Source organism: Candidatus Frankia alpina (genome assembly GCF_902806485.1).
Taxonomy (GTDB): Bacteria; Actinomycetota; Actinomycetes; order Frankiales; family Frankiaceae; genus Frankia; species Frankia alpina.
In genome coordinates, this window is record NZ_CADCWT010000061.1 from 1 (window position 1) to 22,240 (window position 22,240).

Annotated in this window: 18 protein-coding genes and 1 pseudogene; 2 read left to right on the top strand and 17 right to left on the bottom strand. The window is 72.3% G+C overall.

The window, feature by feature from the left end; translation table 11 throughout:
• Nucleotides 1-1,359 (top strand): annotated as a pseudogene (locus G6R25_RS09370) (XRE family transcriptional regulator); the annotation flags it as partial.
• Nucleotides 1,360-1,431: 72 nt separating this feature from the next.
• On the opposite strand, the gene cutA reads toward G6R25_RS09370, so the two are convergent.
• The 17 genes from cutA to pgsA all read right to left on the bottom strand — a co-directional run bounded on the left by cutA (nucleotide 1,432) and on the right by pgsA (nucleotide 19,856).
• Nucleotides 1,432-1,761: a divalent-cation tolerance protein CutA gene (gene cutA / locus G6R25_RS09375; protein WP_163552675.1), complete on the bottom strand. Its 330-nt coding sequence runs from the start codon at nucleotides 1,759-1,761 to the stop codon at nucleotides 1,432-1,434.
• Nucleotides 1,762-2,090: 329 nt separating this feature from the next.
• On the bottom strand, nucleotides 2,091-4,346 hold the full coding sequence (locus tag G6R25_RS09380; protein WP_163552659.1) for a RelA/SpoT family protein: 2,256 nt from the start codon (nucleotides 4,344-4,346) through the stop codon (nucleotides 2,091-2,093).
• Between the two features lie 18 nt (nucleotides 4,347-4,364).
• A complete protein-coding gene (locus G6R25_RS09385) occupies nucleotides 4,365-6,884 on the bottom strand; it encodes a RelA/SpoT family protein (RefSeq protein WP_163552660.1) in 2,520 nt (839 codons plus the stop codon).
• Between the two features lie 82 nt (nucleotides 6,885-6,966).
• Entirely contained in the window at nucleotides 6,967-7,536 is a 570-nt protein-coding gene (locus G6R25_RS09390) for an adenine phosphoribosyltransferase (protein WP_163552661.1), read from the bottom strand.
• Between the two features lie 86 nt (nucleotides 7,537-7,622).
• Nucleotides 7,623-8,876: a protein translocase subunit SecF gene (gene secF, locus G6R25_RS09395; protein ID WP_163552662.1), complete on the bottom strand. Its 1,254-nt coding sequence runs from the start codon at nucleotides 8,874-8,876 to the stop codon at nucleotides 7,623-7,625.
• 3 nt (nucleotides 8,877-8,879) lie between these two features.
• Complete coding sequence (secD, locus tag G6R25_RS09400) at nucleotides 8,880-10,733, bottom strand: protein translocase subunit SecD (RefSeq protein ID WP_163552663.1); 1,854 nt, start codon at nucleotides 10,731-10,733, stop codon at nucleotides 8,880-8,882.
• A gap of 147 nt (nucleotides 10,734-10,880) precedes the next feature.
• Entirely contained in the window at nucleotides 10,881-11,396 is a 516-nt protein-coding gene (gene yajC, locus G6R25_RS09405) for a preprotein translocase subunit YajC (protein WP_163552664.1), read from the bottom strand.
• Between the two features lie 148 nt (nucleotides 11,397-11,544).
• On the bottom strand, nucleotides 11,545-12,627 hold the full coding sequence (ruvB, locus tag G6R25_RS09410; RefSeq protein WP_163552665.1) for a Holliday junction branch migration DNA helicase RuvB: 1,083 nt from the start codon (nucleotides 12,625-12,627) through the stop codon (nucleotides 11,545-11,547).
• Between the two features lie 52 nt (nucleotides 12,628-12,679).
• Complete coding sequence (gene ruvA / locus G6R25_RS09415; RefSeq protein WP_163552666.1) at nucleotides 12,680-13,366, bottom strand: Holliday junction branch migration protein RuvA; 687 nt, start codon at nucleotides 13,364-13,366, stop codon at nucleotides 12,680-12,682.
• The gene (gene ruvC / locus G6R25_RS09420; protein WP_136446447.1) at nucleotides 13,363-13,899 is read right to left on the bottom strand and encodes a crossover junction endodeoxyribonuclease RuvC; all 537 of its coding nucleotides are present in this window, start codon (nucleotides 13,897-13,899) and stop codon (nucleotides 13,363-13,365) included. Before ruvC ends, ruvA begins: the two co-directional genes overlap by 4 nt.
• 113 nt (nucleotides 13,900-14,012) lie before the next feature.
• Entirely contained in the window at nucleotides 14,013-14,768 is a 756-nt protein-coding gene (locus G6R25_RS09425; protein ID WP_163552667.1) for a YebC/PmpR family DNA-binding transcriptional regulator, read from the bottom strand.
• Between the two features lie 22 nt (nucleotides 14,769-14,790).
• Nucleotides 14,791-15,390 (bottom strand): pyridoxal 5'-phosphate synthase glutaminase subunit PdxT, encoded by a 600-nt coding sequence (gene pdxT, locus G6R25_RS09430; RefSeq protein ID WP_163552668.1) that lies wholly within the window; start codon nucleotides 15,388-15,390, stop codon nucleotides 14,791-14,793.
• Nucleotides 15,387-16,319: a pyridoxal 5'-phosphate synthase lyase subunit PdxS gene (pdxS, locus tag G6R25_RS09435; RefSeq protein ID WP_163552669.1), complete on the bottom strand. Its 933-nt coding sequence runs from the start codon at nucleotides 16,317-16,319 to the stop codon at nucleotides 15,387-15,389. The genes pdxT and pdxS overlap by 4 nt, the downstream gene beginning before the upstream one ends.
• Nucleotides 16,320-16,471: 152 nt before the next feature.
• The gene (locus tag G6R25_RS09440) at nucleotides 16,472-17,104 is read right to left on the bottom strand and encodes a hypothetical protein (RefSeq protein WP_163552670.1); all 633 of its coding nucleotides are present in this window, start codon (nucleotides 17,102-17,104) and stop codon (nucleotides 16,472-16,474) included.
• 52 nt (nucleotides 17,105-17,156) lie between these two features.
• A complete protein-coding gene (locus G6R25_RS09445) occupies nucleotides 17,157-18,284 on the bottom strand; it encodes a glycosyltransferase family 4 protein (RefSeq protein WP_163552671.1) in 1,128 nt (375 codons plus the stop codon).
• 28 nt (nucleotides 18,285-18,312) lie between these two features.
• Nucleotides 18,313-19,170 carry a phosphatidylinositol mannoside acyltransferase gene (locus G6R25_RS09450; RefSeq protein ID WP_163552672.1) on the bottom strand — a complete coding sequence of 286 codons (858 nt, stop codon included), beginning with the start codon at nucleotides 19,168-19,170 and terminating at the stop codon, nucleotides 18,313-18,315.
• On the bottom strand, nucleotides 19,167-19,856 hold the full coding sequence (pgsA, locus tag G6R25_RS09455; RefSeq protein ID WP_163552673.1) for a phosphatidylinositol phosphate synthase: 690 nt from the start codon (nucleotides 19,854-19,856) through the stop codon (nucleotides 19,167-19,169). The genes G6R25_RS09450 and pgsA overlap by 4 nt, the downstream gene beginning before the upstream one ends.
• Nucleotides 19,857-20,024: 168 nt before the next feature.
• Here pgsA and G6R25_RS09460 point away from each other — a divergent pair, with 168 nt between their 5' ends.
• Entirely contained in the window at nucleotides 20,025-22,202 is a 2,178-nt protein-coding gene (locus G6R25_RS09460; RefSeq protein ID WP_163552674.1) for an elongation factor G-like protein EF-G2, read from the top strand.
• Nucleotides 22,203-22,240 lie beyond the last annotated feature (38 nt).

Consider the following 22,240-nt stretch of genomic DNA (forward strand, 5'->3'; position numbering starts at 1 on the left):
GTCGCAGGAACGCCTCGCGACCGAGATCCGGCGCTTCTCCGTCATCCACGAGGGCCGTGAGGCCGGGGTGACCGGAAACATGATCTGCAAGTGGGAGAAGGGCGACAAGAAACCGAGCCTGCGTTATCAGCGACTGTTGCGAGCCCTATTCGGCCGGTCCTCGGTGGAACTGGGTTTCGTCGACGACGAGGCGCTTCCCTCCGTCGCCGGATCAATGCAGAACGGAATGGGTCGGAGTATCGCTGCGGCCGCGCCCGGCGGCCCGCAGCAGATGGGCCGCGAGGTGGGGCCCGGGGGTGCGCTGGTCCTGCAGGCGGACGCCGACGTGATCGACTCGAATGGCATTCCGGTGGAACGACGGGACTTTCTCCGACTCTTCGCCGCCGCGGGCGGCGTCGCGGTGGTGCCGTTAGCGACGCCCTCGGACACCCCGCCCTGGGAGCGGCTGTCCGCGGCGCTGCGCCGCCGGGCGAGCGTCCCCCCGGAGCTCGCCGAGGAGCTGGGGCAGCGCACCGCGGGCCTGTACGGGCTGGAGGAGCGGGTTCCCGCCCGGGTCCTCATGCACACAGGGTCACCGAGCATCTGGGACGGCTCACCCAGCTGCTGGAGTCGTCGAACCGCTCGCCGGTACGCCGCGAGCTGACCTCCACCGCCGGCGAGACCGCGGCGCTGGCCGGCTGGCTGGCGTTCGACATGAACGACCAGCCCGCCACGGTGGCGTACTACCGGGTGGCCATCGAGGCCGCTCGCGAGGCCGACGACAACGCGCTGTGGGCGTGCGTGCTCGGCTACGAGAGCTATCAGACCGCCAGCCAGGGCCGCCACGACCAGGCATGTGCGCTGCTCGGTGAGGCCCAGCGGCGGGCGGCGACGGGCAGCACGGTGATGACCCCGGGCGTGGCTGGCCGCCCGCGAGGCCGAGGAGCAGGCGGCACGCGGCGAGGGGCGGGCGGCGCTGGCCGCGCTCAGGATGCCTTCGAGCGCGGCGAGAGCGACGGCGACCGGGTGTGGACCCAGTTCTTCGAGCGGGGCCGGCTGGACGGGCTGAAGGTCACCACCTACACCCGGCTGCGCCGCCCGGCGGCGGCCTACGCGGCGGCTACCGAGGCGCTGCGGGCTGCGGAGCCCACCGCCACGAAAAAGCGATCGCTGCTGATGAGCGACATCGCCGAGGTACACATCCAGCGCCGGGAGATCGAGGCGGCCTGCCACTTCGCCGCCGAGGCGCTGGCCATCGTGGCCCAGACGGACTTCTCCCTGGGCCTGACCCGGGTCCGGCGGACCCGCGACCACCTGCGGCCATGGCAGCACACGCAGGCCGTGCGAGACCTCGACGACCAGCTGCGGGCGCTGCTCTGAGCCTGCCTGTTCTCCGAGCGTGACGTCCGGTCGCCGCGCCGGCCCCGTCAGGGTCGCCGCGGCGACCGGACGTCAGCTCCGCACCGCAGGTGCGGTTTCCGCACTGATCCACTGCAGATAGTCGGCGTGGCCCGCGACTATCGGCGTGGCAATGATCTCGGGATTCTCGTAGGGGTGCAGGACGACCAGCCGCTCGCGCAGCTCGCCGAATCGCTCGGTGGTCGTTTTCGCGAGACAGAGCCATTCCTCGGCCTGCTCGATCTCGCCCTTCCAGCGGTAGATGCTGCTCATCGGGCCGATCACCTGGAAACAGGCGACCAGGCGCGCCCCCACGAGCGCGCGGCCGATGCGCTCGGCGTCATCCCGGGAGTCGATACTCACGATTACCTGAAGGTGACCCACGCGCACTCCCATCTAGAAACGAGGGATACGCGAGATACTGTACATCGATCAGTGGCGTTCGCCGTTGAATCTACGGCGCCCGGAAGGACGATCGCAATTCGCCCGGCGACAATCCACCCTTATCGGCCCGGATGGGGCAGGTTTAGACACATTCCGCTTACCGCCGGTGGAACCGGAGGGCACTTTCCGGGGTGGAATCGCCACGCTGTGCGGCTGCGCTCACGGCCGTTCAGGACTACCCGCCCCTTTTGACTCCGGGCCCGCTCGGGCGTGCCGGTAGTGCCCGTCCGGGGTCGTCCGACCGGGCGAGACCAGGCCGCCGGCGCGGATCAGGTGGCGGCGCGGGCGGGCGGATCTGCGGCCGGCGACGCCTGGGTCTGGCACACGCGGTAGCAGTCGTATACCCCGCCGACCCGGCGGACCGCCGAGAGTACCTTGTCGAGTTGCTCGGATCCGGTGACCTCGATGGTGAAACGGGCGTGGGCGACCCGGTCCTCGGAGGTGGTCGTCGACGCGGCCCGGACGGACACCGACGTCTCGGACAGGACCTCGGTGATGTCGGCAAGCAGCCCGTAGCGGTCGAAGGCCTCGACAGCGATCTCGGCGGGGAAGGTCTTGACGTCGGGGACCGACCAGGCCGCCACCAGGACCCGATCCCGGTCGGCGTCCACCTCGGTGGCGTTCCCGCACTCGCGGCGGTGCAGCGACACCGCGCTGCCGTGGGTCGTGAAGCCGACGACGGCGTCGCCCGGCAGCGGCAGGCAACATCGAGCCAGCCGGACCGGCATGCTTTCGCCCGCCTCATCGTCGGCGACGGCGGCGAGGCTCGGCACGCCGCGCCGGGCGAGCAGGCGCGCCGGCGCGGCGAAGGTCCCGTCAAGACCATCTACGGTGTCCCCAGCCAGGCCGCCGGCAGCCGTCCCGGCACGCCGCCCGGACTGCTCCGCTCCCTCCGGTAGACCCAGGCCGGCCGCGGCGTCGCGGCGTTGCCGGGCGAGCCGGCGGCGGATGCGCACGCGGGCCCGTGACGTCTTCACGAATCGCAGCCAGTCCTCCGACGGCCCGGCGCCGGGCAGGTTGGAGGTCAGGATCTCGACGACGTCGCCGTTGCGCAGCCGGGTGTGCAACGGGACGAGCCGGCCGTTGACCCGGGCACCGATCGCCCGGTGACCGATGTCGGTGTGCACGGCGTAGGCGACGTCGACGGGCGACGACCGCGACGGCAGGGCGATCATCCGGCCCTTGGGGGTGAAGGCGAGCACCTCGTCGGAGTCCAGGTCGGACGACAACGACTCCAGGAACTCGTCGGAGTCGATCGTGTCCTCCTGCCAGTCCAGCAGACTGTGCAGCCAGGACAGGCCCTCCAGCCGGGCGCCGTCGGCGCCGGGGCCGACCGGGCGCGCGACGATGCCCGTTTCCGCCAGCCGGTGCATCGCCAAGGTCCGGATCTGGATGTCGATGCTGCGCCCGGAGTCGTCGACGACGGTGGTGTGCAGTGACTGGTACATATTGAACTTCGGCGTCGCCACGAAGTCCCGCAACCGGCCCGGCACCGGGCGCCACAGCGCGTGGATCACCCCGAGGGCGGCGTAGCAGTCGGTGACCTCGTCGACGAGGACGAGGACCCGGACGATGTCGGTGTAGTCCTGCGGGGCGCGGGCCCGCTCCTGGGCCCGCTTGTAGATCGAGAACAGGTGGCTGGCGCGGACGGCGACCTCGCTGTCGATGCGGGCGCTCACGAGGCCGGTCCGCAGCCGCGCGACCAGACCCGCCACCAGGCCGGATGCTTGCTCGGCGGCGGTGAACTCGTCCACGATCGCGGCGATGCGCGCATGCTCGGCGGGGTGGAGCACCGCGAACGCCCGGTCCTCCAGCTCGCGTTTGATCACGCTGACGCCCAGCCGGTGAGCCAGCGGCGCCAGGATCTCCAGCGTGACCCGGGAGATCTTCACCTGTTTGGGCGGGGACATGAAGTCGAGCGTGCGCATGTTGTGCAGCCGGTCGGCGATCTTGATGACAAGCACCCGGTAGTCCCGGGCGAGTGCCACGATCAGCTTGCGCAGCGTCTCGGCCTCGGCTGCCTCACCGAAGCGCATCTTGTCCAGCTTGGTGACCCCGTCAACGAGGTTGGCGACCTCGCCGCCGAACTCCTCGACGACCGAGTCGAGCGTGTAGCCGGTGTCCTCGACGGTGTCGTGGAGCAGTGCCGCGATGAGCGTGGTCGTGTCCACGCCGAGCTCGGCGAGAGCCTCGGTGACGGCGAGCGGGTGGCTGATGTACGCGTCGCCGCTGCGGCGCATCTGACCGGCGTGCAGCCGCTCGGCGACGTCGTAGGCGTGCACGAGGGCGCCGATGTCGGCACGCGGATGGTAATCGCGGTGGGCCTCCACGATGTCCCGCAGCTCGGGGGGCACCTGCGACATGCGCGGCGTGGCCATCCGCCGAGCGAGGTGCGCCAGGCGGACGCTCGCCTGCCGCGCCGCCGAGAGGGCCCGGGAGGCGTCGTCCCCGGAGTCGGCCCGGGCCAGCGCCGGGGTCGGTCCGCCGCCCGCCGACAGACCCGCACCTACGGCCTCAGCATCCACGGCGCCCCCTTTGTCCCGCTAGACCTGTACGCCTGAGGTGACGCGAAAACAGTCGAACACCCCGTTGATGGATCGCACAGCACTCAGGATGTGCCCGAGATGCTTGGCATCCCCCATCTCGAAGGTGAACCGGCTGACCGCGACGGAGTCCCGGGTCGTGGCCACCGACGCGGACAGGATGTTCACGTGCCGGTCGGAGAGCACCCGGGTGACGTCCGAGAGGAGCTTGGTCCGGTCCTGCGCCTCAACCTGGATCACGACGAGGAACACCGCGCCCGACGATGGCGCCCACTCGACCTCGACGAGCCGGTCGTGCGGCCCGCCGCGCAGCCCGGAGAGGTTCGAGCAGTCGGTCCGATGGATGGACACCCCCTTGCCCCGGGTGACGAATCCGGCGATGTCGTCGCCGGGCATCGGGGTGCAGCAGCGCGCGAGCTTCGTCCACACGTCCGGCGCCCCGGTGACCAGCACGCCCGGCTCACCGGTGGAGCGGCGCAGCGTGCGGGTCGGCAGCTCGGTCTCGCCGGCGTCCTCCTCGGCGCCCTCGGGGCCGCCGAGCGCCACGAGCAGCTTCGAGACGACCGCCGGGGCGCTGACGTGGTTCTCCCCCACCGCCGCGTACAGCGCGGCGACGTCGGCATAGCGCAGGTCCTTGGCCAGGTTCAGCAGCGCGTCGCCGCTCATCAGCCGGGACAGCGGCAGCCCGTGGCGGCGCATGGCCCGGCCGATCGCGTCACGGCCGGCGACGATCGCGTCCTCGCGGCGCTCACGGGCGTACCACTGACGGATCTTCGTCCGGGCCCGCGAGGAACGGACGAACATCAGCCAGTCCTCGCTGGGCCCCGCCGAGTTCGCCCGCGAGGTGAAGACCTCAACGGTGTCCCCGTTGTCCAGCTCGGTGTCCAACGCCGCCAGCCGGCCGTTGATCCGGGCGCCGACGCAGTGATGACCCACATCGGTATGCACCGCGTAGGCGAAGTCCACCGACGTCGACCCGACGGGCAGCGGGATGACGTCGCTCTTCGGGGTGAACACGAAGACCTCGTCGGTCTCCGCGGCGAAGCGCAGGCTGTCGAGGAACTCGCCCGGGTCGGCGGTCTCCCGCTGCCAGTCCAGGACCTGGCGAAGCCAGCTCATCAGGTCCGGCTCGGGGCCGCCACGGCGCCGCCCGGACCGCCCGCCCTCGACGACGCCCGCCGACGGGCGGGCCGCGACGCCGTCCTCCTTGTACTTCCAGTGCGCGGCGATGCCGTACTCGGCCCGGTTGTGCATCGCGTGCGTACGAATCTGCAGCTCGATCGGCTTGCCCTCGGGCCCGATGACCGTCGTGTGCAACGACTGGTACATGTTGAACTTGGGCATCGCGATGTAGTCCTTGAACCGGCCCGGGATCGGCTTCCAGTTCGCGTGGACGGTACCCAGGGTGGCGTAGCAGTCGCGAACCGAGTCGACGAGGACGCGGATGCCGACCAGGTCGTAGATGTCGTCGAACGATCGGCCGCGCACGACCATCTTCTGGTAGATCGAGTAGTAGTGCTTGGGTCGGCCGGAGACGACCGCCCGGATCCGGGCGTCGCGCAGGCCGGCCTGCACCTGGCCGATCACCTCGGCGAGATACACATCGCGACTGGGCGCCCGGTCGGCGACGAGGCGGACGATCTCGTCGTAACGCTTCGGGTACAGCGCCGCGAACGCGAGGTCCTCCAGCTCCCACTTCAGCGAGTTCATCCCGAGCCGGTGGGCGAGCGGGGCGTAGACCTCCAGCGTCTCGCGCGCCTTGCGCTCCTGCTTGTGCTCGGGCAGGAAGCGCAGGGTGCGCATGTTGTGCAGCCGGTCGGCGAGTTTGACGACCAGCGCCCGCGGGTCGCGGGCCATCGCGACGACCATCCGACGAATCGTCTCCGCCTGCGCCGCCTCGCCGACCTTGACCCGGTTGAGCTTGCTGACGGCGTCGACGATGAGCGCGATCTGCTCACCGAAGCTTTCCCGGATCGCCTCCGCGGACAGGGAGGTCTCCTCCAACGTGTCGTGCAGCAGGGCCGCGGACAGCGTCGAGGTGTCCATCCCGAGGTCGGCGAGGATGCTCGCCACGGCGAGCGGGTGGGTGATGTAGGCATGGCCGGAGAAGCGCACCTGGCCGGCGTGCGCGGCGTCGGCGACCTCGAAGGCCTGCTGAACCTGGTCGATGTCGGCCCGCGGGTGGTTCGCGAGCAGGCCGCGCAGGACCGGGTCGAGGGCCGAGGACGGGGTGGCTCGATGCGTCGCGAGCCGCGACAGGCGTCCGCGAACCCGGCGCGGCAGGGGCGGCGACTCGTGACCGAGCCGGGGAACGACCGGCGAGCCATCGTCCGCCGACGCGGCCACCGGTGGTGGCCCGATGAACGCACCCGGCTCGCGGACAACCTGGTCACGGGGGTCAGGGCCGAGATCCGGGCCGGGCGGGACAGGGCAGCGCCCATCACCGGCCTGCTGTGGCTCCCGAATGGGAGCCACAGCAGGCGGCGATGCTCCGGTGGTGACCGGCGCTGCCTCTGGCACGGGCCGCTCCTGCGTGAGGACTGGACACCGAGCCTAACTCCGTGCCGCACGGAAACCTTCCGGAGCCCCGCCCGGGCCTAGGTCAAATCGTCAGGAGTGGGACAACGTCCAGCGGGGCGGTCCGTTCCCGCCCGGGTAGGAACGACAACTCCATGAGGACCGCGAGGCCCACCACCTCGGCCCCGACGCCGGTCAGCAGGCCGTGCGCCGCAGCCGCGGTGCCGCCCGTCGCCAGCACGTCGTCGATCAGCAGCACCCGCTCGTCGGGGCGCACCGCGTCGGCGTGGATCTCGATGGTGGCAGTGCCGTACTCCAGATCGTAGGTCGCGCTGCGGGTCGGGCCCGGCAGCTTGCCCTTCTTACGGATGGGCACCAGGCCAGCGCCGAGCCGGTCGGCGACCGGCGCGGCCAGGAGGAAACCACGCGCCTCGATCCCCGCGATCGTGGTCGCGCCCCGCTGCCGGGCGATGTCCGCCAGCACCCCGATCACCACGCCGAACGCGGCGGGGGTGGACAGCAGCGGGGTGATGTCCTTGAACACGACCCCGGGCTGCGGCCAGTCCTGGACGTCCCGGATGTGGCCACGCAACACGTCGGCGGCCGCGTCGGTCGTGGCGGGCCGTTCGGGTGCCGCCTCGTCGATGCTCGTCATCGTCCTGCTTCATCCCACTTTCAGGGCTAGTCCGCCAGATCCGTCTCCGGGCACCCCGGGGCGCGGGTACGCGCCTGGTGCCCGGCTCACCGACGCTTCTTACCGCTCGGCCGCCCCCGCCGGCCGGGCTTGCGGCCTCCGGCGCGTCGCGCGGCACCCGCCGTGGGGGATCGTCGACCGGCCCCGGCGAGGCCCGCGCCGGCGGGAACCGGTTCGCGGGCGCCGGGGCCGTCCGGCCGACCAAGCGGGTCGCCCGCCACTGCGGCCGGACCCCCGGCACGGGCCGTGACCTCGCCCGACGCCGTCTCGCCCGGCTCTCCCGGACCGTCCGACGCCCCCGGGCCGGCCGGAACCGACGGCGCCGAGCGCGGCCGCCTGCCGCGTTCCCGGGCGACCCGGGCGTCGAGGGCCCGCACCGCCGGCTCACCCCGTTTGAGGTCGACCAGTAGAGGCGTGGCGAAGAACAGCGACGAGTAGGTGCCGGAGGCGATCCCGACGAACTGGGCGAGCGCGAGGTCCTTCAGCGTGCCTGCGCCCAGCAGCCCGGCGCCGACGAACAGCAACGACGCCACCGGGATGAGGGCGATGACCGAGGTGTTGAGCGAACGGACCAGCGTCTCGTTCAGCGCGTCGTTGGTCGCCTCGGCGTAGGTACGCCGGCTGGAGGTCGCCATCCCCGCCGTGTTCTCCCGCACCCGGTCGAACACCACCACGGTGTCGTAGAGCGAGAAGCCGAGGATGGTCAGCACAGCGATCACGGTCGACGGCGTCACCTCGAACCCCACGAGGGAGTACACGCCCACCGTGACGACGAGGTCATGGACGAGTGCGGCCATCGCCGCCGCCGCCATCTTCCACTCGAAGCGCACCGACAGATAGATCATCACGAGCGCGAGGAAGACGATCAGACCCTGGACGGCTTTTTTGGTGATCGTCGAACCCCACGAGGAGCCGACCGTCGACACGGCGATGTTGCGGTCCGGATCGGCCACCGAGAACCGCTTGGCCAGCGCGTCCGTCAGCTTGTCTGTCTGCTCGTCGGACAGGGTGGGGGTCTGCACGCGGAACTGCTTGGAGGTCTCCAGTTGCTGGACCACGCTGTCCGCCGGGTCGATGCCGACGCTGGACAGCGTGTCCTCGACCTGCTCGACGGTGCCGCCGTGGCTGGGCAGCTGGAAGACCGCGCCCCCGGAGAACTCGATCCCCAGCGAGAAGCCACGGATGATCATGCTGAGCACGCAGATCCCGACGATCACGCCGGACAGCGCGTACCAGACTCGGCGGCGGCCGACGAAGTCGATGTGAAAGTCGCTGCGGTAGATCCGCCCGAGCAGTGCCATCTGTCAGCTCTCCCGCTTCTGCCCGGCCGGCGCCGGCCGCTTGGCCAGCCGCGGCCGGCTTGCGGCGACTGGCGGCGGCCCGGCCGCGGCCCGCCCACCGATCGACTTCGGGCTCAGGCCCGAGAAACGGCTGACGGAGAACAATCTGCGCCGCACCAGCAGGGCCACCACCGGCCGGGTGAAGATGAACATGATCATGACGTCGCTCAGCGTCGACAACCCGAGAGTGAACGCGAACCCGCGCACCGAACCGATCGAGAGGATGTAGAGCACGGCCGCGGCGAGGAAGGACACCGTGTCCGCCGAGAGCATGGTGCGCCGCGCGGCCGGCCAGGCCCGGTCGGCGGCGGCGCGCACCGTCCGGCCGGCCTGCACCTCGTCCTTGATCCGTTCGAAGTAGACGACGAACGAGTCGGCGGTCACGCCGATCGACACGATGAGACCGGCGATGCCCGCGAGGGTCAGCGTGAAGCCGATCGCGGAACCCAGCAGCACCACCGAGGCGTAGATCAGCAGGCCGCTGACCGCCAGGGAGGCGACCACGACGATGCCCAGCGCCCGGTAGTACAGGAAGGAGTAGAGGACGACCAGCACCAGCCCGATGGCCCCGGCGAGCAGGCCGCCGTGCAGTGAGTCGCGGCCCAGGGTCGGCGAGATCGACTCGGCCTGGGAGCGCTCGAAGGCCAGCGGCAGCGCGCCGTAGCGCAGGACGTTGGCGAGATCCTCCGCCTCGGACTGGCCGAAGGAGCCGGAGATCTGGGCGGTCCCGGCGATGCGCTCGTTGGTCTGCGGCGCCGACTGCACCACGCCGTCGAGCACGATCGCGACCTGCTTGCCGATCGTGTTCTCAGTGAGCTTGGTGAACTTGTTCTGGCCGGAGCCGGTGAACTCGACGTTGACCACCCACTGGCCGGTGGTGATGCCGGTGGTACCGCCGCCGCCCTGCAGACCGGCGGAGGCGGTCTGCACATCGGTTCCGACGACGGACGCCGGCTTGAGCAGGTACTTGGTCGCGCCGTCCCGGTCGCAGGAGGCGGTCCACTCCTGGGGCCGGTCGGTGCTGACCGCTGCCTTACGCACGTCGGTGGCCGTGCAGGTCAGCGCGTTGTACTGAGCGACCGCGGCGGCCGGCGGCGTGTCCCCCGCGGCGGCAGCGGCGGCGGGCGCCGTCGGCGAAGGAGCCGGCGTCGCGGGCGCGGCCGGAGCCACGGAGGCCGACGCGGCGGACAGGACGCCGCCGCCGGCGGCGGCCGTCCCACTCCTGCTCGTGGCCTCACCCGTGCCCGCGGCGAGCGCCACCGGCTTCACCACCAGCCCGGAGCCGTCGCCGAGCGCCACCGGCTTCGCGGCCGGGCCCGTGCTGTCACCGAGGGCGGCGGGCCGGTTCGACGCCGACGGGGACGGCGTCGCGCTGGGGGCCGGGGACGGCACCGCCGCGCCGCTGGGGGCCGGCACGGGGGCCGGCGTCGCCGCGGCGGCCTCGTAGACCTCGCGGAACCGCAGCTCGGCGGTCTGCCCGACCAGGTCGACCACGTCGCTGCGGCCACGGCCGGGAACCGAGATCTCGATCTGGTTACCGGTGCGGTGGACTTCGGACTCGGCCACGCCCAGCCCGTCGACGCGCTGACGGATGATGTCCACCGCCTGGTCGACCGCACCGGAGTCGACGGCACTGCCGGTGGTTGCCCGGGGCGTGAGGATCACGCTCGTACCGCCCTGCAGGTCGAGCCCCAGCCGTGGGGTCCAGTTCCCGGTGCCGGCCATCAGGCCGTAGAGGACGACGAATAGACCACCGAGTACCCCCAGCCGGGTCCAGACGGAGCCTCCCGCGGATGCCCGTGCCGAGCCGCGTGCCACGTGCGAATCCCTTCCTCACGCACCGGATGTCGGCGCTCGTTCGTCTCGCCGTTACCCGGACCAGCGGTGCCTAACGTACCCGAACGAATGTCACTGAGGGTACGTTCCGCGCCCCCGGCGGTAACGCATCGGCGGGCCGCCGATGTGCTACAACTCCTTGCGCAGCGGGCCTGGCACCCCCCTGCCCTCGCCGTCGGCACCGTCGTCCGCGGATGGCCCACCGAGGCCCTGTTCGCCGGCGGCGCTGTCCGCGCCGGGCGTTCTGCCGGGAGGCGTTTCCCCGGCGTGGGTCGCGAGGCCGGCGGGGCCGTCGAGCTCGTCTTCGTCCACCGATCCGCCGTCATGGGCCTCGTCGTCGTCCGGAGTGCTGATCACCCGGGCGATGGCGCTGCGGGTGAACCGGCAGACCACGTCGGGGGCGATCTCCAGCAGGACGTCACCGTCGACCAGTTCCACTACCGTCGCGTAGAGCCCGGCGGTGGTGATCACGAGGGTGCCGGGCAAGATCTGGGACACCTGCTGCTGCTGGGCCTTTGAACGGCGGCGCTGCATCGAGAAAATGTAGACAACCGCCAGGATGAGAAGCAGCGGGATCAGGAAACCGCCGATGGAACTGCCGCCGTTACCGCCGGCCGCCGTCGCCGCCGTCACAAGTCCGTGCACGTCCCGCCCTCCTGAGGTGTTGCGGCGATCGTACGTATCGAACGGATGCTGCCGGTGGGCAGGGCTACAGTGTCCGCTTTGTACCGGCACCGTGGCGTCCCACGGTGGGCCGCGGTGGGCCGCGGTGGGCCGCTCAGTGGGTCGCCGCTCAGCCTCCGTCGGGGATCGGGGCGGTGTCGGGAAGCAGGGCGGTGTCCGGGAAGAGCGGGGCCTGGCTGCGGCCGAGCGGCTCGGCGATCGGCTCGAGTCCGAGGTGCTCGAAGGCCGCGGCGGTGGCGACCCGGCCGCGGGAGGTACGAATCAGCAGGCCGGCCCGCAGCAGGAACGGCTCGGCGACGTCCTCGACCGTCTCCGGCTCCTCCCCCACCGACACGGCCAGCGTGGTGAGCCCGACCGGGCCGCCGCCGAAGCGACCGACGAGTGCCTCCAGCACGGCCCGGTCGAGGCGGTCGAGCCCCAGCCCGTCCACGTCGTAGATCCGCAGCGCCGCCTGGGCGACGTCCCGGGTGGCCACCCCGTCGGCGCGCACCTCGGCGTAGTCGCGCACCCGGCGCAGCAGCCGGTTGGCGATGCGAGGGGTGCCCCGGGAGCGCCCGGCGATCTCGGTCGCGCCCTGTTCGGTGAGGCTGACGCCGAGCAGGCCCGCCGAGCGGGTCAACACCCGGGCGAGCTCGTCCGGGGAGTAGAAGTCCAGGTGGGCGGTGAAGCCGAACCGGTCGCGCAGTGGCCCCGTCAGCAGCCCCGACCGGGTCGTGGCGCCGACCAGCGTGAACGGCGCGACGTCGAGGGGGATCGCGGTCGCCCCCGGCCCCTTGCCCAGGATCACGTCGACCCGGAAGTCCTCCATCGCGGCGTAGAGCAGCTCTTCGGCGGGACGCACGATCCGGTGGATCTCATCGAGGAACAGCACCTCCCCGGGGGACAACGCGGTGAGGATCGCGACGAGGTCGCCGGCCCGTTCGATCGCCGGGCCGCTGGTCATCCGCAGCGGCACCGCCAACTCCTCCGCGATGATCATCGCGAGGCTGGTCTTGCCCAGGCCCGGCGGCCCGGACAGCAGGACGTGGTCCGGCGGGTGCCCGCGCGCCCGCGCGCCCTCCAACATGATCGAAAGCTGCTCCCGGACCTTGCGCTGGCCGACGAACTCGGTGAGGGTACGCGGGCGCAGCCCGGCCTCGAACGCCTGCTCCTCGGCACTCGCGGCGGCCGAGACAAGGCCGTCGGCGCTCATGCGCCGCCCCCGGACGCCCCGGACGCAGCCGGCCCAGCTCCCGCCGACGCGGTCATCGGCGCAGCACGGCCAGGCAGGCCCGCAGCAGCGTCGGCGCGTCGGGCGCGGTGTCGGCCGCCGAGGCGCCGGCCGATTGGTCCGGGCCGTCCGGGCCGTCCGAGGACGCGACCAGCACGGCCAGAGCACGCGACACCGCGTCGTCGGCCTCCCGCGCGGAATAGCCCAGCCCGGTCAGGGCCTCACGCACGGCGTCCGCGACCCCGTCGGCGCCGCCCGCGCTACGCCCGGCGGCCTGAAGGCCGGCCGCCACCCGGGGCGCGGGCACGGGAGCGCCGCGCGGCGGGCCGAGGCGATCGCGCAGGTCAAGGACGATCCGCTGGGCGCCCTTGCGCCCGATCCCGGGGACCTTGGTGAGCGCCGCGAGATCCTCCTCGGCGACCGCGCGGCGGACCGTGTCCGGATCATGCACACCGAGGACGGCCTGGGCAAGCTTCGGCCCCACCCCGCCGGCGGACTGCAGGATTTCGAAGACGTCACGGGCATCGGTGTCGGCGAACCCGTAGAGGGTCAGCTCCGTCTCGCGCACGACGAGGGTGGTGGCGAGGCTGGCCGGCTCGCCGACGCTCAGCCGGGCCAGCGTCGCCGGGGTGCACTGAACGAGCAGGCCGACGCCGCCCACCTCGACGACGGCGGACAGCGGCCCGAGCGCCCTGACGGTGCCGGACAGCGAGGCGATCACGACGTCCCCGCTGAGCGGCGTGCGGGGGCGCCGCGCGCCGCCGAGTGCAGCCGGGCAAGCGCCGGGCCCCGCCACAGGTGACAGAGCGCCAGCGCCAGCGCGTCGGCGGCGTCGGCCGGCCGTGGCACTTCGGTCAGCCCCAGCAGCCGGGTGACCATGAACCCGACCTGGGCCTTGTCTGCCCGCCCGCTGCCGGTGACCGCGGCCTTGACCTCGCTGGGTGTGTACAGGGCCACCGGCAGGTCGCGCCGCGCAGCAAGCATGATCGCTACCGCGCCGGCCTGAGCCGTGCCCATCACCGTGCGCACGTTGGCCTGGCTGAAGACCCGCTCGACCGCGACCGCCTCCGGGCGGGTGCGATCAAGCCAGGCGTCGATGCCGTCGGCGACGGCCCGCAGCCGGTCGGCCACCTCGGCGCCGGCCGGCGTGCGCACCACCCCCGCCTCGACCAGGCGGACGCGGGAGCCAGGGGCGCCGTCGACAACCCCCAGGCCGCACCGGGTCAGCCCCGGATCGACGCCCAGAACCCGCATCCACCCTCCCGACCACTCACCCGCGGGAACACTCGTTCGAGTGTAGATCGGCTGACGCAACCGGACATCCACGACACGCCCAACAGATCGCCTCCGCCGCGGCGGCGCCCCGCTCAGCTGCCGACGAGCTCCATGACGTCGTCGGAGATGTCGCCGTTGAACCACACGTTCTGGACGTCGTCGAGGTCCTCGACCGCTTCGAGAAGCTTGAGCACCTTGGCCGCGGGCTCGGCGTCCAGCGGCACGCTCACGCTCGGCAGCCAGGAGATGTCCGCCGAGGTGATCTCCAGACCGGCGTCGGTGGCGGCCACCCGCACCGTGTGCAGGTCGGTGGCCTCGGAGACGATCTCGAAGGTGTCGCCGAGATCGTTGACCTCCTCGGCGCCCGCGTCGAGCACTGCGAGCAGCACGTCGTCCTCGGTGAGCCCGGCGGACTTCGTCACCAGCAGGACGCCCCTGCGGTTGAACAGGTACGACACCGAACCGGGATCGGCCACCGTGCCGCCGTTGCGGGTGATCGCCACGCGAACGTCGGAGGCAGCCCGGTTACGGTTGTCGGTGAGGCACTCGACGAGGATCGCAACACCGCTCGGCCCGTACGCCTCGTAGGTGATGTTCTCGTAGCTCACCCCGCCGGCGAGCTCGCCGGACCCCCGCTTGACCGCCCGCTCGATGTTGTCGTTCGGCACGGACTGCGACTTGGCCTTGGCGATCGCGTCGGCCAGCGTCGGGTTGCCCGCCGGGTCGCCGCCCCCCGTCTTGGCGGCGACCTCCACCGTCTTGATCAGTTTGGCGAAAAGCTTGCCGCGCCGCGCATCGATGACTGCCTTCTTGTGCTTCGTGGTCGCCCACTTGGAGTGACCGCTCATGTCCTGCTCCTCTTACTCGCGATCACCGACCGGATCCGGAAGATCGCACAATGTCGACGAATAGCCGGTGCATCCTGGAGTCACCGGTCAGCTCCGGATGGAACGCGGTGGCCAGCAACGGGCCCTGACGGACCGCCACCGGCGCCTCGGCGACACGAGCCAGGACCTCGACCGCGTCGCCCGCCTTTTCTACCCATGGTGCTCGGATGAAGACCGCGTGCACAGGCGGCCCCTCCACCCCATCGACGTCGAGGTCGACCTCGAACGAGTCGACCTGCCGGCCGAAGGCATTGCGCCGGACGACCATGTCCAGCCCACCGATCAGCGGCTGGTCCGGCCGGCCATCCACGACGTCCCGCGCAAGCAGGATCATGCCAGCACACGAGCCGAACACGGGCAGGCCCGCCACCACCGCCGCCCGCAGCGGCTCCAGCAGCTCGAACACCCGCAGCAGCCGGCCGATCGTCGTGGACTCGCCGCCGGGCAGGACCAGACCGTCCACCGCGGCGAGCTCCGCCGCACGGCGGACCTCCGCCGCCCGCGCGCCGACGTCACTCAGCGCCCGGGCGTGCTCCCGCACGTCCCCCTGCAGCGCGAGGATGCCGATCCGCGGACCGCTCACCAGCCGCGGTCGGCGTACCGGGCCGCCGGCGGGAGCTCGGCGACGTTGATGCCGACCATCGCCTCGCCCAGGCCCCGCGACACCTTCACCAGGACGTCCGGGTCGTTGAACATCGTGGTGGCCTCGACGATCGCGCGAGCGCGCCGCGCCGGATCGCCCGATTTGAAGATCCCGGAGCCGACGAACACCCCGTCCGCGCCGAGCTGCATCATCAGCGCCGCGTCCGCGGGGGTGGCGATGCCGCCCGCGGTGAACAGCACGACGGGCAGCCGGCCAAGCCGGGCCACCTCGGTGACCAGCTCGACGGGGGCACGCAATTCCTTGGCCGCGGCGTAGAGCTCCTCCGCCGGCAGCGTCGAGAGCCGGCCGATCTCGGCGCGGATGGTGCGCATGTGCACCACGGCGTTGGAGACCTCGCCGGTGCCCGCCTCACCCTTGGAACGGATCATCGCCGCCCCCTCGGCGAGGCGGCGCAGCGCCTCGCCGAGGTTCGTCGCCCCACAGACGAACGGCACGGTGAACGACCACTTGTCGATGTGGTGGTGCGGGTCGGCCGGGGTGAGTACCTCGGACTCGTCGACGTAGTCCACCCCGAGGGCCTGGAGCACCTGGGCCTCGACGAAGTGCCCGATCCGGGCCTTGGCCATTACCGGGATGGACAGCGCCTCGATGATCTCCGAGATCATGTCCGGATCACTCATCCGGGCGACACCGCCCTGGGCGCGGATGTCGGCGGGCACCCGTTCCAGGGCCATCACCGCGACGGCGCCGGCATCCTCGGCGATGCGCGCCTGCTCGGCCGTGACCACATCCATGATCACGCCGCCCTTGAGCATCTCCGCCATGCCGCGCTTGACCCGGGCGGTGCCGGCGTGCCGGGCGGAGTCGGTCGCCGGGCCGGCGGTGGCGGCAGTCTGGCCCTGGGACATGATGTGCCGTCTCTTTTCGCTCCAGTCGGGCACCACGGCCGGCCGGCTCCGCCATGTCAGGCACACCTGCATGTCGGATACCCAGCCAGATGATTCCCGTGCGGGTGGGTCGGTTCCCCATCGTACGGCGCAGGCCGCGCCGACCGGGCAAGTCAGGAGGCCAGGCCCGGCCGGTCGTCGTGACCGAGCGGCCCGTCGTGGCCCGGCCGGTCCTCGCGTCCGGGCGCGTCGGCACCCCGCACCGAGCCCTCGACGAGACGCGGCCAGGGCTCCTCGCGAAGGGGCAGCGCGTCGTCGATCTCGAAGTAGCCGGGCGGTGGGCAGCGCCCGGACAGGTGGAGCACCCGGACCACCCGGCGACCCGCGAGCGCCCGCTGGTCACGGACCGCGTCGTTGTGGAACTGGCGGGCCAACGCCACCCGGGCCGCCCCGGAGTCGACCGCGTGCAGCTCGATGGGAAAACGCTGCCCGGCCGCCGCGACCTCGACGGAGCGCAGGGACCGGCTCAACGCGTTCTCGGCCAGCTCGACCGCGGCGTTCAAGGGGGCGCCGGCGAGCAGGGCCGGGTAGCCTGCCCGCGCGCGGGCGGCGCTGGCCGCCAGCTCGTCGAGACCGCAGCACTCGGCGAGCTGCGCCGCGGCGTCGGCGCGGGCGACGAGCTGGGTGATCAGACCGCCGCTGGCGTCCGACACCCGGGCGGCGAGCCGGTCGAGCCGGCGGGCCAGCCAGGTCAGATAGGTCGCGATCGCCACCACGAGGGCAACGACCACCACGAGGACGGTCATCTCGCGCAGCGTAGCCAACGAACGGATGTGACCTGGCGCCGGTACCGCCCGGCTACGTCGACGCGAGCGACACCCGACGGTCCCCGGAGACCATCTGGTAGACGCCGACGATCCGCTCGGCGATGGTCCGCCAGTCGTAGGCCTCGACGACCACCCGGCCGCGGCGGACCAGCCCGGCGGCCCCGGCCGGATCGGTGAGCACGTCGGCGAGGGTCGCAGCGAGTCGCGCGGGATCGCCGACGTCGAACAGCCGCCCGGCGTGACCGTCGTCGAGCACCCGGCGGAACGCGTCGATGTCGCTGGCCACCACGGCGGTCCCGGCCGCCATCGCCTCCAGCAGCACGATTCCGAAGCTCTCCTGGCCTGTGTTCGGGGCGCAGTACACCTGGCCGGAGGCGAACACCCGCGGCTTGTCCGCATCGGAGACGAGGCCCAGCAGCTCGACGCGGGACCGCAGCCGCGGGTCCAGCCGCGCCCGGACCGCCGCGGCGTCCCCGGGCCCGGCGACGAGCAGGCGCGCGTCGTCGATCCGGGCGGTGAGCTGCGGCATCGCGGCCAGCAGCACGTCGAGGCCCTTGCGCGGCTCGTCGATGCGACCGAGGAAGGCGACGGTGGGCCGCCCGTCGTCGTAGTCGGGCAGCGGCCGGGCGTCCGCGAAGCGCGCCGCCGCGACCCCGTTGGGGATCAGGATGGCGTCGGCGCCGAGATGCTCCACGAGCGTGCGCCGCGCCGCCTCGGAGACGGCGATGCGGGCGCGCAGCTTCTCGAAGGACGGTTGCAGTGCCCGCTGCCCGGCGGTCAGGACCCGCGAGCGGGGGTTCGCGGTGTGGAACGTCGCCACGATCGGCCCGTCGGCGAGCATGCAGGCCAGCAGGCTGACGCTCGGCGCGGTGGGCTCGTGCACGTGCAGGACGTCGAAGTCGTGTTCGCGCAGCCAGCGGCGGACCCGGGCGGCGGAGACCGGGCCCATCAGCAGCCGGGCGACCGAGCCGTTGTAGGGCACCGGCAGCGACCGACCGGCGTCGACGGCGTAGGACGGCAGGGTCTGCTCGTCGTCGACCGGGGTAATGACCGAAACCTCGTGCCCCGCCGCGAGCAGGGCTTCGGCGAGGTCACGCACGTGGACCTGGACCCCGCCGGGGACATCCCACGGATAGGGGCAGGCCAGGCCGATCTTCACGGCGCCGCCGCGGGGCGACCGGGCGGGCTCACGCCTCGTCGCGCCAGACGCGCTGGAGCATGTGCCAGTCGGCGGGATGGGCGGCGATGCCGGCGGCGAAGGCGTCGGCGAGGTCCTGGGTCATCGCCGCCACGGAACTCGGCCGCGCCGCGGGGTGGATCCACGCGCTCCACCCGTCCCGGTCGAACCACAGCGTGACCGGCAACAGCGTCGCCCCGGTGGCCAGCGCCAGCGCGGCGGGGCCACCGGGCATCGTGGCCTTGGCGCCGAAGAACCGCACGCCGACGCCCGTGCGGGACAGGTCGCGGTCGGCGAGCAGGCACAGCATCCCGCCGGCCCGCAGCCGGTCGGCGAGCAGGCCGAACGGCGGGCTCTCGCCACCCGTCAGCGGGATGACCTCCATCCCGAGCTCGGAGCGGAACGCGACGAAGCGCTCGAACAGCGACTCGGGCCGCAGCCGCTCGGCGACCGTGGTGAACGGGACGCCCGTCGCCGCGAGCCAGGCGCCGGCCTGCTCCCAGTTGCCCATGTGCGGCAGCGCCAGAATCGTGCCCGCTCCGCGGGCGTGCGACTCGCGCAGGAGGTGCTCGTCGAGGACCCGCATCCGGCCGACGATCCGCTCCGTGCCGAGCTCACGCAGGCGGAAGACCTCAAGCCAGTAGCGCGCGTAGGAGCGCATCGCCACCCGGGTGAGCCGGTCCAGGTCGGTGCCGGCCGGCGCGACCCGGCTCAGGTTCGCCCGCAGCCGGCGGACCCCTCGCCCGCCGCGCCGGTACGCCGCGTCGGCGCCGAGCCGGAACGCCGCGGCGGCGACCGGCTCCGGCAGCAGTCGCACGCCGCGCCAGCCCAGCGCGTAGCCGAGGTCGGTGAGCCGCCCTTCGATCACGGCCGCCGCGCGGGCCCGGATGGCATGGCCCCGGACGGGACGGTGGGGGCCGCGGTCGACGCCGGCGGCGCCGGCGGGTCGCCCGCGCGGTACCACTGCCGGTAGACGTGCACCACGCGCTGGACGACGGTGAGCGTGGTCGCGGCGACGAGGAACCACAGGGCGACGGGCAGCAGGTAGGGCACGCCGAGGCCGTACAGACCGGCGGCGACCAGCAGGATCAGCAGCCGCTCGCCGCGCTCGGCGAAGCCGACGTTGCAGGTGAAGCCGAGCCCCTCCGCGCGCGCCTTGACGTAGGAGGTGATCGAGCCCGCCACCAGGCAGACCAGCGCGGCGACGACGAGCGGCAGCGAATCGCCGTCGCCGGCATACCAGATGATCAGCGAGCCGAAGATCGCGCTGTCGCCGACGCGGTCGGAGGTGGAATCGAGGAAGGCCCCCCACTTAGAGGAGATGCCGCGGGCGCGGGCGATCACCCCGTCGATCAGGTCCGAGAAGACGAACAGAGTGATCACGACCGTACCGAGGAAGAAGACCCCCCGGGTGAAGAACCCCAGCGCGGCGCCCGCCACTCCGATGGTGCCGATGATCGTCACAACGTCGGGCGATATCGACGACCTGGCGGCCCACTGGCTCACCGGGTCGAGCACCTTCTGGATCTGCGGTCGTGCCTTGCTAGCGAGCATGTGGCGTCCCGTCGTCCCGCGTATACCCGGCTTCGGGCGGTCTTCACAGTACCGCCGCCACGATCCGTGCATTCCCGACCACGACTCCACTCGGGCTTGTGCCCCACGTCACCTGGGAACACTCTGCCGTTACGGACAGGATCTCACCTGCCGATCAAGGAGGCGAGGATGTCAACAGCCTCGTACAATGTACGTAACGTCGTCCTGGTGGGGCACACCGGCGCGGGCAAGACGGCCCTGGTGGACCGGCTGCTCGCCACCGCCGGGCCGCCCGAACGCCAGAACGCCGACCATCAGCTCGTTCACACCAGCTACGTCGGGCACGCCGACCCCGATCACCGGCCCTCCCGGTCGGTCAGTCTCTCCTTGTGCTCGGTCAGCCACCGCGGGCTCACCATCAACCTGCTCGACACCCCGGGCTACCCGGACTTCATCGGCGAGCTGCGCGCGGGCCTACGCGCCGCCGACGCCGCCCTGTTCCTCATCAGCGCCGTCGACGGCGTGGACGGCGCGACCGGCCTGCTGTGGACCGAGTGCGCCGAGGTCGGCATGCCGCGTGCCATCGCAATCACCCACCTGGACCATGCCCGCGGCGACTTCACCGCGGCGGTCGAGGAGTGCCAACGCGCCTTCGGCACCGGTGTGCTGCCGGCCTGGCTGCCCCACCGGACGGCGGACGGCACCGTGCGACTGACGGGGCTACTGACCGGCCGGACCGTCGAGTACGGCCCCGGCGGGCGGCGCGAGTCCACAGCCGAGTCGGGCTGGTCCGACGTCCACCACGCCGCCGCTCATGCCGCCCTCGTCGAGGGGATCATTGCCGAGAGCGAGGACGAGACGCTGCTCGACCGCTACCTGTCCGGCGTCGACCCCGATCCGGACCTGCTGCTCGCCGACCTGGAGACCGCGGTCGCCCGCGGCACGTTCTTCCCGGTGCTGCCGGTCAGCCTGCGCACCGACCAGGGCGCGAACCACGGCACCGGCGAACGGATCCCGGCTCGGACCGGCGGGTTCGGCTCGACAGAGCTGCTCGACCTGCTGGTCCAGGGCTTCCCCGCGCCGGCGGAGCATCCCCTCCCGGCGCTGACCCGGCCCGACGGCACGGTCTGCGACCCGGGCACCGGCGATCCCGCCGGGCCGCTGGTCGCCGAGGTCGTCAAGACGACCACCGATCCGTATGTGGGCCGGATGTCCGTCGTGCGGGTCTTCAGCGGGACGCTGCGCCCGGATGACCCCGTCCACGTCAGTGGGCACGGTCGGGCGACGGCCGGCCATGCCGACCATGACGACGACGAGCGGGTCGGCGCGCTGTCCCGGCCCTACGGCTCGGCGCTGCACAGCATGCCGGACTGCCCCGCCGGCGGCATCTGCGTGGTGACGAAGCTCGCCACCGCCGAGACCGGCGACACCCTGTCCAGCCTCGACGATCCGCGGCACCTGCCCGCCTGGACGATGCCCGAGCCGCTGCTGCCGGTCGCCATCCGAGCCCGCAGCCGCGCTGACGAGGACCGGCTGTCGACCGCGCTGTCCCGGCTGGCGGTCGAGGATCCGACCCTGCGGGTGGTTCAGGATCCGGAGACCGCCCAGCTCGTCCTGTGGAGCATGGGCGAGGCGCACGCGGACGCAGTGCTCGAACGTCTCGCCCAGCGCTACGGCGCCACCGTCGACCGGGTAGCGGCGATCATCCCACTGCGGGAGACGCTGCGGGCCCCCGCCCACGGGCTGGGCCGCCAGGTCAAGCAGTCCGGTGGGCACGGCCAGTACGCCGTCTGCCAGCTCGAGGTCGAGCCACTGCCGCCGGGCAGCGGCTTCGAGTTCGTCGACGAGATCGTCGGCGGCGCCATTCCCCGCTCGTTCATCCCCTCGGTGGAGAAGGGCGTCCGGGCGCAGATGGCCCAGGGGGTGCGGGCCGGTCACCCGCTGACCGACCTGCGGGTGCGCCTGGTCGACGGCAGGTCGCACAGCGTCGACTCCTCGGACCTGGCGTTCCAGATCGCCGGCGGGTTGGCGCTGCGTGACGCCGTGCGCAGTGGCGGTGTGGTCGTGCTGGAGCCGGTGCTGGCCGTCGAGGTGTCGGTGCCCGACGAATTCGTCGGGACGGTGGTCAGCGACCTGTCGACCCGGCGGGGACGGGTCGTCGGCATGGATCCGGTCCCGTCTGCGCCGGGTAGCGCACCTTCGTTCGCTGCGACGCGCACCGTCGTCCATGCCGAGGTGCCGGAAAGCGAGATGTCCCGGTACGCGATAGAGCTGCGCTCGCTGAGCCACGGAACAGGAAGCTTCCACCGCGAGCCGCACGGCTTCGAGTCGATGCCACCGCAGCTCACCGATTCGCTGAGCGGCTGAGCGCTCGAGCGGCTACTCGCCCGCTCGGCCTACTCGCC